This is a genomic window from Microcystis sp. M_QC_C_20170808_M3Col, from assembly GCF_007095505.1.
Lineage (GTDB): Bacteria > Cyanobacteriota > Cyanobacteriia > Cyanobacteriales > Microcystaceae > Microcystis.
Map to the genome: position 1 here is coordinate 1 of NZ_SFBY01000198.1, position 12,365 is coordinate 12,365.

At 43.8% G+C, this 12,365-nt stretch carries 13 protein-coding genes and 1 pseudogene; 3 read left to right on the forward strand and 11 right to left on the reverse strand.

The genetic code is table 11. The features are described from left to right. Nucleotides 1-144: 144 nt before the first annotated feature. On the reverse strand, nucleotides 145-342 hold the full coding sequence (locus EWV84_RS08760; protein ID WP_002762603.1) for a hypothetical protein: 198 nt from the start codon (nucleotides 340-342) through the stop codon (nucleotides 145-147). A 428-nt stretch (nucleotides 343-770) separates the two neighbouring features. Between EWV84_RS08760 and EWV84_RS08765 the strand changes: the two genes are divergently transcribed. Beyond that, the gene (locus tag EWV84_RS08765) at nucleotides 771-977 is read left to right on the forward strand and encodes a hypothetical protein (protein WP_002762605.1); all 207 of its coding nucleotides are present in this window, start codon (nucleotides 771-773) and stop codon (nucleotides 975-977) included. A 2-nt stretch (nucleotides 978-979) separates the two neighbouring features. Continuing rightward, nucleotides 980-1,501, forward strand: a complete 522-nt coding sequence (locus EWV84_RS08770) for a hypothetical protein (RefSeq protein WP_287077693.1) — start codon at nucleotides 980-982, stop codon at nucleotides 1,499-1,501. A gap of 138 nt (nucleotides 1,502-1,639) precedes the next feature. On the opposite strand, the gene EWV84_RS08775 is transcribed toward EWV84_RS08770, so the two are convergent. From EWV84_RS08775 to rlmN, 8 genes and pseudogenes are all read right to left on the reverse strand, one after another. Next, nucleotides 1,640-3,511: a GTPase family protein gene (locus tag EWV84_RS08775; protein WP_287077694.1), complete on the reverse strand. Its 1,872-nt coding sequence runs from the start codon at nucleotides 3,509-3,511 to the stop codon at nucleotides 1,640-1,642. Nucleotides 3,512-3,571: 60 nt separating this feature from the next. Then, on the reverse strand, nucleotides 3,572-4,447 hold the full coding sequence (locus EWV84_RS08780) for a 3'(2'),5'-bisphosphate nucleotidase CysQ family protein (protein WP_287077695.1): 876 nt from the start codon (nucleotides 4,445-4,447) through the stop codon (nucleotides 3,572-3,574). Nucleotides 4,448-4,538: 91 nt separating this feature from the next. Then, the gene (locus EWV84_RS08785; RefSeq protein ID WP_287077696.1) at nucleotides 4,539-5,381 is read right to left on the reverse strand and encodes a ChaN family lipoprotein; all 843 of its coding nucleotides are present in this window, start codon (nucleotides 5,379-5,381) and stop codon (nucleotides 4,539-4,541) included. 99 nt (nucleotides 5,382-5,480) lie between these two features. Then, nucleotides 5,481-6,680: a bifunctional rod-capping linker CpcD/ferredoxin--NADP reductase PetH gene (cpcD/petH, locus tag EWV84_RS08790; protein WP_287077697.1), complete on the reverse strand. Its 1,200-nt coding sequence runs from the start codon at nucleotides 6,678-6,680 to the stop codon at nucleotides 5,481-5,483. 288 nt (nucleotides 6,681-6,968) lie between these two features. Further along, nucleotides 6,969-7,193 (reverse strand): rod-capping linker protein CpcD, encoded by a 225-nt coding sequence (cpcD, locus tag EWV84_RS08795; protein ID WP_287077698.1) that lies wholly within the window; start codon nucleotides 7,191-7,193, stop codon nucleotides 6,969-6,971. A gap of 87 nt (nucleotides 7,194-7,280) precedes the next feature. Next, nucleotides 7,281-7,445: pseudogene (locus tag EWV84_RS08800) on the reverse strand (dual-specificity RNA methyltransferase RlmN); the annotation flags it as partial. 88 nt (nucleotides 7,446-7,533) lie between these two features. Further along, the gene (locus EWV84_RS08805; protein WP_287077700.1) at nucleotides 7,534-8,094 is read right to left on the reverse strand and encodes a hypothetical protein; all 561 of its coding nucleotides are present in this window, start codon (nucleotides 8,092-8,094) and stop codon (nucleotides 7,534-7,536) included. Nucleotides 8,095-8,377: 283 nt separating this feature from the next. Continuing rightward, nucleotides 8,378-9,391 (reverse strand): dual-specificity RNA methyltransferase RlmN, encoded by a 1,014-nt coding sequence (gene rlmN, locus EWV84_RS08810; RefSeq protein ID WP_287077701.1) that lies wholly within the window; start codon nucleotides 9,389-9,391, stop codon nucleotides 8,378-8,380. Between the two features lie 450 nt (nucleotides 9,392-9,841). Between rlmN and rimK the strand changes: the two genes are divergently transcribed. Then, a complete protein-coding gene (rimK, locus tag EWV84_RS08815; RefSeq protein WP_287077702.1) occupies nucleotides 9,842-10,747 on the forward strand; it encodes a 30S ribosomal protein S6--L-glutamate ligase in 906 nt (301 codons plus the stop codon). A 230-nt stretch (nucleotides 10,748-10,977) separates the two neighbouring features. On the opposite strand, the gene EWV84_RS08820 is transcribed toward rimK, so the two are convergent. Together EWV84_RS08820 and EWV84_RS08825 are read right to left on the reverse strand one after the other, a co-directional pair. After that, nucleotides 10,978-11,802 carry an ABC transporter ATP-binding protein gene (locus EWV84_RS08820; protein WP_287077703.1) on the reverse strand — a complete coding sequence of 275 codons (825 nt, stop codon included), beginning with the start codon at nucleotides 11,800-11,802 and terminating at the stop codon, nucleotides 10,978-10,980. Between the two features lie 13 nt (nucleotides 11,803-11,815). Next, nucleotides 11,816-12,220, reverse strand: a complete 405-nt coding sequence (locus EWV84_RS08825) for a hypothetical protein (RefSeq protein WP_287077704.1) — start codon at nucleotides 12,218-12,220, stop codon at nucleotides 11,816-11,818. Nucleotides 12,221-12,365: the final 145 nt, after the last annotated feature.

Below are 12,365 nucleotides of genomic sequence, written 5' to 3' on the forward strand. Positions count from 1 at the left end.
TGACTTCTTTGCTGATGGATAAAAATGGGTCAGTAACGTTCGCTCAATCCTTTACGGGGTCAGCTTTTCAGCCATATTTTCGTTACCTGACCTCAAAAAATAAGCGAACGGTGAGTAATGATTCCACGTTACCATCAAATCGAATTACTTAATATTGATTATTTGAACCATATTTTCAAGTCTATGTATATAGGCTTGATGATATCTCCATGCTTCTAAAATACTTTGTAATAATTCATCTTTTGAAAAACAACCAGAATCAGCTACATCTTCAATTTGTCTGATTAGATCATCTTCTAACTCCAATTCTAGCATACTCACTTGTTTAGTTGTGTCTGCCATACTTTTATCTATCTAAAAGTTGATGGAACTATCATACCATAGGAACTCAGCACTGTGGTATCTATTAAACCCCACAATATACCCATTGATATGCCTTGCATATATGTGTATATAGTACCACCTACTAAATACCCTATTATACCCCCTGTTGTACCTAAGCATGAATAAAACTTAAGATTGTTTTGGTTAAAATTTGCGAAAAATAGCTTTTTAATAGCAAATAAGTCGATAAGTCGATGGTATTTGACTTATTGCACCCATTAAGTACCGTCAGGACTCGTTTATGTTGACTTAACATATCTGGTGCGATTGCTTGACATATCTAGTGTAATTGCTTGACATATCTGGTGTAATTAGGGTAAGATAGGATACTGTACTTAGGATGCTAAGTTTCTAAAGGCAGACTATTACTGAATTAACAAAAAAAAATGGCTACCAGACAATTTCGAGTAAATCTTAGTCAAAAGGACTCTGAATATCTTAAAGAAATAGCTAAAGAGCTAGACTTAACAGAGTCTGAAGTCATTCGTAAAGGATTAAAACTCATGGCTTTATATGCTAAAACTGAGACAGAGGAAGATACTCAATTAATACTCCAAAAAGGTAATGAACAGAGACCACTACTAATTGTTTAGTTATGACCAGTGATTCAAAAAATGAGACAGAGGAAGTTAACAACCCAAAAGATCCCAGCGCTTCTTTGGCTCTTCCAACTGAAAGGAACTCTGTGCGTCATAATCTAAAGAAGAATCCGGAGCCTTATCATTTAGACAATGAAGTATCTGCATTTGGTAAACCAGCTACAGCTATATCACCCTCAGACCAAAGACATAATTTTAATACTAAAGTAGCTGGTTCCTTAGCAAGGTGGCTTTGGTTGGGATTGTTAACCACTGCTGGGTTACAAATTCTTTCTATTTGTCTCATTTCTTTTGCTTCTCTTGGAATTTTTAATTTAAATATAAATTTGAAAGCTATCGAAGAACAAGAAGTACAAAGTAGAGTGGATAAAGCGGCAACCCTAATTAATGATTCTTCTAAGACAATTTATACTTTTTTAGGGCCAATAGCTACAGCAGTCACCGCCTTTTATTTTAGTGGTTTGGGGAGTTCGTCGAAAACTAACGATGAAAACTCTGAAAATGAAAGAAATGAATAGAACTTTCAAAAAAACACGAAAAAATCTCTCCCATTGGTAATTTTAGTACAAAGGCTAGAAATCTCAACCCCAGAAACCTCTCCTCCCCACTCTCCTATACTTTTAAAGTGGAAGAAAGTTTTAGCTTAATTAATCTGGTTAGAGGCCTGTTTTTATCGTCTCTAAATACCCCTGATAACTTGACCGGAACTGTTCGATCGATAAGTCCTTTGTCCAATATTCTACTAGAGCATGACCCCAAGCCCAAGCTTCCTTGTCGGCAGTGCTAGAATTTTCTAATAGTATTGGCCAAAGTGCTAATAAATCAAAACTTTTATTCTCCGGATTTAAGAGAGAAAAAAGCTCATAGGCCATCTGTAATTTACCGATCGCTACCGGTAATTGTTCCACAGGAATTTGTTCGGCTAAAAGATAGGCTAAAGTCGGTCTTCCCGTGGCTAAAGTGGAGATAAAACCTAGAATAGGACTTTTTAATAGGGCCGTTAAACCTTGCCCCGTGGCCATCTGTAAAGTATAGCGATCGATTATTTTAGCCGCTGCCAGAGTTCGAGTTTCTAAATCCGCTAAAAAACGGGCTAAACGCAACTGTTTTGCGGGCGAAATTGCCCCCAGCAAAGCGATTGATAACTCCTCATCCCCCCAAGCTTCTCTATCCGGCTGTTGACTGACCATCGGCAAAATGCGATCGCAGAGTTCCTCGAATAATTCCGCCCGATACTGCAAGCATTCGCGGATATTGACTTCTTTGGGACTTTCTCCCGTCAGCCAATTATAGGGGGGTTGCCACTCTCGCAGCGGACGCAGGCGATCGACTTGAGAAACACATACTATAACTGGTAAATTGTCAATAGTTTGTTGCAAATCTTTAAGAAAAGCCTCATCCATGGCCAGGGCGGGATCGAGGGCGGGGGTGACAAGAATCAATAAATCGGCGTTTTCGGCATAATTGAGAACCTTTTGCCGATAATCAGCCCGATTTGCCTGTTCGTAGCCCGGGGTATCCCAGAGGATTAACTCGTCTCCTTCTGGGGTTTGCCAATGGTAGGATTGGATTGCGTCGGTACTGGGCAATAGATCCACTTGGGCCAAATCGGCCCGAAAAAGAGTATTGATTAAACTGCTTTTGCCGGCCCCAGTGCGTCCAACCAGCAGAATATTAACTGGTTGGCGATCGATTTCCGTGATCGGTTCAGCTTGGGCGAGAATTTCTTTGAGAGTAGTGGTCGCGATTTTCGTCTTGGTGGGGAGAGTGGGGGCGAGATTACTGCCACTGTAGAGTAACACCGCTTGGCGAGAGAGGTTTCTCAGGGCATTTTCCCGCAAAACTTGCCCTAAATTGACTAATAATTGCTGATCCGCTCGATCGCTGTACTTTTGACTAGCCACTTTAGCCACAGCCGCGGCGGGATTGATTAGCCATTGCGCCCAATTCCAGACCTGCCAAAGTTTCCGGGCTGAGGGTTGCAATTTTTGATAAACTTCGTAGGCTTGATAGGCTTGACCGATGGTGATTTGATTCAGGGCCGGGGAAAGATTCTGCATCCAGCGATCGCTATCATCCACAGTTCCCCGAATTAAACCGTAGGCCTGGGGAATGTAAATATTTAATAAGGGGTACTTGACATCGGGGTAATATATCTGGGCGATGGCATTGACCAAATCCTGACAGCGTTGCCAAAAAGTCGCCCAATCTTCCCACACCGGGCGATCATTGCGGGCCTCGGCGATAATTCTCTCGATAATTTCCTCGACATTTCCCCCAGAATCACCGTCAGGAGGGGTTAATTCTGCCTTAACTTCGCCAATGGTGGCTTCAATTTCCCCGACTACTGGGCGCGTCCATCTGACCAACAGGAAGCGCCAAGCAACAAAAATCAGGGTAAAAACTGCCCAAATCCAATTTAAACCCCATTGATTGATCTGAAAGCCGGCGGCCACGATCAGAAAAATCACCACGGCGGCGATCGGAACTGCTAAAATCAACCCTTGCCAAGTTTTTAACCGTAACATTGCTCGATCTGGTTTTTTTCCATTCTACCGATCTCCGATTCTGGGTTAGGGGGGCAGAAATTAGACAGTGGCATCAATTTGGGCGAGGATTGCCGTGGACAACTGACAAAGTTGTTGATGACAAGGACCATTACTAGCCATGATCCCCCCCCATTGCCGCACATCGCTGCGATTATAGCGCACGGGTTGACCATCAAAATAGGAAAATTTGCCGCCTGCTTCCGTTAAAATCAACTCCGGTGCGGCAAAATCCCAGTCTTTAGCCGCCGATTTCCCCGATAGGGAGATATAAACATCGGATTTTTGTTCGAGGATCGTGGCAATTTTACAGCCCACACTACCCACATAATTTTTACCAAAGAAAGGTATTTGACTTAATAAATTATCAAAACGTTGGTCGCGATGGGTACGACTAACCACCAGATAGAGGTCGGTAATTTTATCTTTATTGGCAACTTTTACCTGTGTAATATTGCCGTCGCTAGTTTCTAGAAAAGTACCTTTTCCTTTTTGGGCAAAATAGAGTTTTTCTTGATCTGGTAGGGCAACCACGGCGATTATCGGTCTTCCTTGATAACATAAGGCGATATGTAGGGCATATTCTCCCGTTTTGTCGATAAAATCCCGGGTTCCGTCCAAAGGATCGATAATCCATACCCAATCTTTCGGGATAGCTTCATTGCCCTGATGGGTTTCCTCGCTCAGATAACCAAAGTCGATATCAGAAAAATTTCTGTGTAATTCCCCTAAAATATAGTGATTTGCCGCTAAATCCGCCGCCGTCACTGGTCCGCCTTTTTTTTCCTCGTTGATGGCTAAATCCTGTTCACCCCGGTAGTAGGATTGGAGAATTTTAGCACCACCCCAACCCACGGCACGAGTCACAGCTAAAATGCGATCGAGCGTTTTGGTATCTTGACAGGTTAAATTAATCATAAATAGCCTCAGTTTTTCAGACCTATTATCCACTAAATTAAAAGACTGGCTTCTTAGCTTATCATCCCTTGCTTCCTAGCTCCTGATTGGCCTAATTTGGCTCTTGCCAAAAATAATCGGCGGGTTTTTTGGTTTCTTCTGGTGATGATTGAGGAGCGTCTCCCAAGAAAACCGAGCGCTGGATGACGCGATCGCCTAATCTTCTTTGGACTCGACTGGGAATACCGTAACCGTAGGCAATATGACCTTTTCCTGCTAGGACGATGATCTGATAGTTGGGATGAGCTTGCCAGAATTTAGCGATCGCATCGGCCATGGTTTCATCCCAGAGGACCTGTGCCAAAAAAAAGCGATCGAATCCCTGACTTTTGCCCCCTGTGTGTTGCTGATAAACGGCTAAGATCTGTTGACGATACTCCTCGTTATCCTGGTTTATTTCGCTTTTAGGGGGGATGTAGGTCATTTCTGAGGTGGAGAGGCTTTCTAAGCCCTCCTGTGCCACTTTTCTAGTGATTTCCGTGGGTGTATTTAGGGCGATCGCTGGTAGTTGTTTCGCCTTGGCCAAGCGCAGGATCGGGGCGTAAAATTCCCAATCAAATCCCCAACGTTGGTCGTATTCACTTTTTTCTCTCAACTGATTTTCGCTAATTTGGCCCCCTAAATACTGATCCAAATAGATTTGGTAAGGACGTTGAAACATCTCAAAAGCGATCGCTATTTGGGGATTATTGGCCTGTAAATACTTGATAATAGCTAATTGGGCCTGATGATCGCCTTGACTATCGTGCCTTTCTGCCAGATAAATAATCTCGGCTGTTTTTAAATCTGCCAGAATTTGTTTTTGGCTATTAGTAAAACTCCAGGCCCGGGGCAGGAAAATAAACAGTAAGCAGAGGGCAAGGAAAACAGGAAAAAAGCGTCGAGAGAATTTCATCTTTATTAAAGGCCTTTTAAAAAACTGATCTTAACCGAAACCAAGACAAAAAGGGTGGGCAATGCCCACCCGAAAAAATTTTCCGAGAACCTTTTTAGTTTAGTAGGTTTCTACGTGCCAGCGATGTTCTTTTTTCAGTTGTTTCTGATAGACAGACCAATCAGCACCATTTTTAGCGGCGGCACCGGTGATAGCATCGTCGATACCATCTTCCATCCCTTTCAGTCCGCACATATAAGCGTGGGTTTTGGGACTTTGGAGTAGATTCCAAATTTCGTCAGCGTGTTCGGCTACCCGGTGTTGAATATACATTCTACCTCCCTGGGGATTTTGCTGTTCCCGGCTGATGGCATAGGTGAGACGGAAGTTATCGGGGAATTCCGCCGCTATTTTCTCTAATTCTTCTTGGTAGAGAATATTCGCCGTTTTGGGAACTCCGAAAATCAACCAAGCTAGACCTTTGAATTTATAATCTTCGTGTTGTTCCTTGAACATCCGCCAGAGGAAAGCTCGGAAGGGAGCGATTCCGGTCCCGGTGGCCATCATAATGATAGTGGCATCTTCGTCATCTGGTAGCAGCATTTCCTTACCCACGGGACCGGTAATAGCCACATCAGCACCCACCTCTATATGACAAAGATGGGTGGAACAAACTCCATAAACGGTTTCCTTGGTTTCTGGGTGTTGGTATTCTAACTGACGCACGCAGAGGGATACGGTTTTATCGTCTAATTTATCACCATGACGGGTGGAGGCGATCGAATAGAGTCTCAATTTATGAGGTTTGCCATTAGCATCGCTACCCGGGGGGATAATACCGATACTTTGCCCTTCTAAATAGCGTAAATCGCCCCCAGAAAGGTCAAAGGTGACGTGTTGTACGATACCGATACCTCCCTCATCAACGAGAGCATAATTCTCGATACATTTGCCGATAAAGGGTTGGTTCGGACGGTAGATGTTGACTGGGATATCTGTTTTTTCTTTCGCTTGAGTCATGGCCTTTTTCTTGGTCTGTTCGGGGACGGGCGATGATTGAGCGATTGGCTGTGGTGTGGAGGCACTAGAAACAGTTGCTACGGGGGCAATCCCATTTAAGGGTTTGATGCTGACGATACGACCACCTAAACGGGTAATCCGACGCATTTCTTGATTCATGCGACTGTAGGGAACCGTGAAAAACACGCTTCCACTCTGACGGATTGAATAATCCAAGCTGTCAGTATTGTCGTTTTGATTGAGACCCGCCACTTCGTAAACAAATAAACGGCTTCCCGCTAGTGTACTCGGACTGTACATTAAATATAACTCCCAACTCAAGTCACGATAATCGTTCCATAGTTTAGCCTACCATCGGTACACTACACCTAGGCCTAATCGAGAGTTATCTTAAAAAAACCACAGACATCGCTTTTATCTTTTCCTTAAGGATAGGTCAACTCTCTGGTTAAAAACTGTTACACTTGTAGCATTTTTACTTTTTATTAAGATTTATGCTACTTTTCCCTATTTATGCTAAAAATCCCCCTAGGTTGCCTGATGAGGACAAGAGCGGGGGAGAGATATTACCGATAATTATTTTTTCAACTACTGGGCTGCAGCTGCGTTTAAGGGTTTAATGCTGACGATGCGAGCGCCTAAACGGGTAATCCGACGCATTTCTTGATTCATGCGGCCATAGGGAACGGTTAAAAAGACACTGCCACTCTTACGGATAGAATAATCTAGGTTATCAGTCTTGTCATTTTGACTCAAACCGACGACTTCATAGACAAAAAGGCGATTTTCTTTGGCACTAGAGAGACTTTGCATCTAAATGGCTCCTACTTGATGTTATAGTTCTCTAGTTTAGCCTAGCAGGGAGACTAGCAATCTAGTTAATGGCCGATTGACGGTTGTTTATTTTACCATGACGCTCGATCGCAATTGTCCACAGGCCGCATTGGCCGCTAAACCTCTCGAATAACGGACAGTAACGGTGACTTTTTCCTGTTCTAAAATAGTTTTAAAAGCTCTGATTCTTTTTTCATCAGGCCGTTGATAATCCACCTCTTGAATAGGATTAAGTGATCGCTGTTAATTGTTTGAAGATAAGCCTGCCGATAAGTCGCAACGCTACCGCCTTGATCTAGTGTAGTCGATTGATGTTGTCCTACTTATCATCCCCGATGATTTCTCGCAGGTCTGGATGAAAGTGAATGTGGGTAATGTACACCCCTTTAGGGGTCTGTAAAGTCATAAACTCTACAAACAAAGAATCCTGTTCGTGGCGAAGTTTCAGGAAAAAACGTCTTAAAAACTTATTCTGGGGATAGATAAGTTCTTGCAGGAAAATAGATTGTTTACAAGGTCCACTAGCTTGAGTGTATTGTTTGAGAATTTTTTTCATTTTCAAACGGAATTCCTCCCAGATCTGGACTTCACTTCTAGCTTGTTCAGCTGATTCAAAAAAATCCTCATGATCCTTGGCGAATTTAATTCCGTTATCTACCCACACATCAACTGCACCACCAGTATTGCCCGCTAGATACAGTTCCAATCCTTGACGAACAGGCATGGGAAGTTGTGCCATCTCCTCATCATCAATTATGATCGAGGTGGGTGTGGTTGATTCTTTGCTGACAAGTAGCGGTTGACTATAAGCTATCCGAGGAAAACAATTAAAAACCGCTAAAGTTCCTAAAGCTGCAATTGCTAATATTTTACCTTTCATGATCCTTACCCCCGAACTCGAAGAAATTACCAATAGTCGAGTTGCTGTGGCTGACAAATACTAAAATTTACCTCTCTGAAAAAATTCCGCAACAGGATAACCAAAACCGCTAGTTAAAGAAGCATACTTAACAGTTACTTGCCCCCACCGTTGAGGTGTTGCCCGATAACCATCCCGATCTTGATTAAATTTTACAATTATTAACAAACAACACCGCTAAAACTCCTCTGTTACTCTAATTATAACAGAGAAAACTGATGATAGAGTAGTGAACAAATCAAGTTTATTTGACCATGACGCTCGCTCGCAATTGTCCACAGGCCGCATCGGCCGCTAAACCTCTGGAATAACGGACAGTAACGGCGACTTTTTCCTGTTCTAAAATAGTTTTAAAAGCCCTGATTCTTTTTTCATCAGGCCGTTGATAATCCACCTCTTGAATAGGATTATAGGGGATGAGATTGACGTGGGATTGAAAACCTTTCACCAGTTTGACTAATTCCCTTGCGTGTTCGGGTAAATCATTCACTCCCGCTAAAAGAATGTATTCAAATGTCACCCTTCGTCCCGTGATTTGAACGTATTCCTGACAGTCTTGGAGCAGATTACTTAGGGTAAAATGATCGGCACTGGGGATTAATTTAGCTCGAACTTGTTGATTAGAAGCATGGAGACTAACAGCAAAAGTTACTTGTAAATTATGGGCCGCTAGTTGCTTGATTTTATGGGGTAATCCCACGGTAGAAATCGTTAAACAACGCTGACCGATACCCACATCTTTATTAAGGGAATGAATCGCTGTCACCACTTCGGGGATATTTAATAAAGGTTCCCCCATCCCCATAAACACCACATGACTAACTCGCTGCTGAAAATCCTCCTGTACTGTTAACACTTGGTCAACGATTTCATAAGCTTTTAAATTACGAGTAAAACCCCCTTTTCCTGTGGCACAAAAATCACAGGCCATCGGGCAACCCACTTGCGAAGAAACACAGACTGTCAATCTTTTTTCACTAGGAATTCCCACCGCTTCGATAATTAAACCATCCGCCAGTTTTAGCAGATATTTACGAGTGAGATCGGGTGCTACACTGCGATAATGTATAAGGGAACGACCAATAGGATAGTCTGCCATCTTGCTGCGCCATTCTTGGGGAAATACGGAAATATCCGCCAAAGAATGCACCCCTTTTTCATATAGCCATTGGTGTAATTGTTTACCCCGATAAGCGGGTTGTCCCTGGTCTTTTACCCAGTCGGTCAGTTCCTCTAAAGATTTCGCTAGTAAAGTCATGGTTTTCTTCATCGATCACCTTATCATTCTAACCGATCGATCATCCCTAGGAGCAAAACCGTAACAAAATTGTATTTATTAATTGACATCTTTTCCCTTTACTCCTTCTCTAGTCTTTGTTAGTCAATTAAATCCTTAAAACTATAAATTAAACTTAGCCTGACGACAAAAACCAATCTAGTCTTAAGTAGTCGTGCAAAATTAATTTCCTAGTGAAGATAGGCAAGAGGCAAGAGGTGGTTAGATATGTGTAATTAATTTTGCTTAGGTTCTTAAGCTTGATCTTTTTTACTTTTCATTTAACCCAACTGTTCAAAGGGAACTGTCAGCGCCATAATAATCGATGGACTTCGATCGAGAGGAGAAATTTTATGAGTTGCCGGCCAAAAAAGCCAATATGGGGGAATAACGAGCTATTCAGTTTTAAAAGCAATATTTAAGCGAAAATTTATGAAAATCGCTATTTTATCGCAAGACGCTTCTCTTTACTCGACCAAGCGACTGAAAGAAGCGGGAGAGGACCAAGGTCATGAGGTACGAGTGATCAATTATTTGCGCTGTTACATGAACATCACCTCCCATAAACCCACGGTTGTCTATAACGGTAAACCCTTGGAGAGTTTCGACGCGATTATCCCCCGCATTGCTGCCTCAAAAACCTTCTATGGAACCGCAGTCGTCCGACAATTCGAGGTGATGAATGTTTTTACTACCAACGACTCGCAAGCAATTTCTCGGTCGCGGGATAAATTGCGTTGTCTGCAAATCCTCGCTCGGGAAGGGATAGGCCTACCGGTGACGGGAATTGCTCACGCAACTCAAGATATCGATGGTTTAATCGAAACCGTCGGCGGCACCCCTCTAGTGATTAAATTATTAGAGGGAACCCAAGGTATTGGGGTAGTCTTAGCGGAAACCGACCAAGCAGCCAAGTCAGTTATTGAAGCTTTTCGGCAATTAGAGGCTAATATTTTAGTACAAGAGTATATTAAAGAGGCCAGTGGGGCAGATCTGCGCTGTTTTGTCATCGATGGAAAAGTGGTAGCCTCGATGAAGCGACAGGGGGCCGAAGGGGATTTTCGTTCTAATCTTCACCGCGGAGGTAAGGCAGAAAAGGTAAAATTAACGCCAGAGGAACGCAGTACGGCTATACGGGCCACTAAAGCCATGGGTTTACGGGTTGCGGGTGTGGACTTATTACGGTCCAATCACGGGCCTGTGGTTATCGAGGTGAATTCCTCTCCCGGTTTGGAAGGAATAGAAGCGGCCACCGGTGTTGATGTGGCTAAAAAAATTATTGATTTTGTCGCTAAAAATGCCACCCTAGTCCTAAATAGCGATCGATATCAATATTAGCCGTCAGCTTTGCATCAGTTATCAGTTATCAGTTAAGTAGGTAGGCGAAAAAACTTATAAAATAGTAGAGAACCCTTTGTGGAGGATGAATCAAACCTTGTTATTTTGTTTCTTCTTTGGGAGGTGCGCCTTATGAAGTTCTCAAGTGCTATAGCAATTCCATTTGAGATGTAAACTGTAATGATTGAACAATAGAGCGAGAAATTGAAATCCCTAAAGCGATCAAGTGACTATATCTCGTCGCTGCGAATACTATCCACCAAATTCTGTCGCATCTCTAGAAATTCCCGGGATAGCCGCAAAGAAGCCGGGGTTACCTCGTGGTCACGGTGGGCGAAAGGATTGACGATATCCTTAACCACGCGACCGGGACGAGCGTGGAGGACAACGATGCGGGTGGCGAGTAAGAGAGTCTCTTCCACGTCATGGGTGATGAAAAAGATCGTTTTCCCTGTTCTCTGCCAAATGCCTCTGAGATGGGTTTGGATCGATTCGCGGGTGAGCGCATCGAGTGCGCCAAAAGGTTCGTCCATGAGAATAATCGCTGGTTCGGCGGCTAGGGTACGGGCGATCGCTGCTCGTTGTTGCATCCCCCCGGAAAGCTGATAGGGGAAGAAATTCGCCGCTTCAGAGAGTCCCACCATCTCCAAAGTAGCGGATACCCTTTGTTTTCGTTCCCGATCCCTCACTCCTTTCATTTTTGGGCCAAACTCGACATTTTTGGCGATCGTTAACCAAGGGAACAGGTTAGGACGTTGAAACACGACCCCCACATCGGGATCAGGTTCGGTATGTCGTTTCCCCGCGACGGTGACCATTCCCGTCGTCGGCCGTTGGTAGCCAGCCAAGACCCGTAATAACGTCGTCTTACCGCACCCAGAAGAGCCTAACACGCAGACGAAATCTCCTGCGAACAAGCTTAGATTAATGTCCTGCAAGACTTCATTTCCTTCGCTACCTGAGCCGAAGGTAACACCGACGTTGGCCAGTTCGCAAACAATCACTTCTCGCGTCAGGGTATCGGAGATAGTTTTCGGATCAAAAGAGTAACTCATGGACTTTCAGAAACTAGAGAGCTTTGGTAAGGAGGCTTTTTTGAAAGGCGGCCAGATCGGGTGCGCTGGTGATTTTTTTCTGATTGACCGCGAAATCTGCCGATTCCTTAAGGATTCTGGCGAAGTCACCGGGATTGTCGGTCGTCCCCAGATATTTCGGCGATCGCTGTTCACTCGAATCCAACCAGATCAACTCTTTGACCGCGGCGGCCGTTTCCTCCGGCGTGATATTCAGTTCCTTAGCTAAAGCTTTGATCGCGTTTTCCGGATCGCTCCGGTATGTCTTAACCGCCTCATCCAACACGGCGATATATCGCTTCACCACCTCGGGGTACTGTCCGGCGAATTCCGTTCGCACCACCCCGAGATCCGCCGTGATAATGCCTTTTTTAGCCAGATCGGCCGAGGAGATCAGCACCGTTCCCCCGTCTTTCTGAAGTTTACTGACTCACCGTTCGCTTAAATAAAAAAGCGATCGAGGACAAAAAAGGTTAAAATCCTTGTGTAGTAAAGGGTTTGGTTGAAGGAGTTAAGAAAATTCCCACACAGATAAAGTCAGAACG

Bases quoted from the DNA above. Each gene is read 5' to 3' on its own strand.
- EWV84_RS08760 (WP_002762603.1), bottom strand. From the start codon at position 342: ATGGCAGACACAACTAAACAAGTGAGTATGCTAGAATTGGAGTTAGAA.
- EWV84_RS08765 (WP_002762605.1), top strand. From the start codon at position 771: ATGGCTACCAGACAATTTCGAGTAAATCTTAGTCAAAAGGACTCTGAA.
- EWV84_RS08770 (WP_287077693.1), top strand. From the start codon at position 980: ATGACCAGTGATTCAAAAAATGAGACAGAGGAAGTTAACAACCCAAAA.
- EWV84_RS08775 (WP_287077694.1), bottom strand. From the start codon at position 3,511: ATGTTACGGTTAAAAACTTGGCAAGGGTTGATTTTAGCAGTTCCGATC.
- EWV84_RS08780 (WP_287077695.1), bottom strand. From the start codon at position 4,447: ATGATTAATTTAACCTGTCAAGATACCAAAACGCTCGATCGCATTTTA.
- EWV84_RS08785 (WP_287077696.1), bottom strand. From the start codon at position 5,381: ATGAAATTCTCTCGACGCTTTTTTCCTGTTTTCCTTGCCCTCTGCTTA.
- cpcD/petH (WP_287077697.1), bottom strand. From the start codon at position 6,680: ATGTACAGTCCGAGTACACTAGCGGGAAGCCGTTTATTTGTTTACGAA.
- cpcD (WP_287077698.1), bottom strand. From the start codon at position 7,193: ATGCAAAGTCTCTCTAGTGCCAAAGAAAATCGCCTTTTTGTCTATGAA.
- EWV84_RS08805 (WP_287077700.1), bottom strand. From the start codon at position 8,094: ATGAAAGGTAAAATATTAGCAATTGCAGCTTTAGGAACTTTAGCGGTT.
- rlmN (WP_287077701.1), bottom strand. From the start codon at position 9,391: ATGACTTTACTAGCGAAATCTTTAGAGGAACTGACCGACTGGGTAAAA.
- rimK (WP_287077702.1), top strand. From the start codon at position 9,842: ATGAAAATCGCTATTTTATCGCAAGACGCTTCTCTTTACTCGACCAAG.
- EWV84_RS08820 (WP_287077703.1), bottom strand. From the start codon at position 11,802: ATGAGTTACTCTTTTGATCCGAAAACTATCTCCGATACCCTGACGCGA.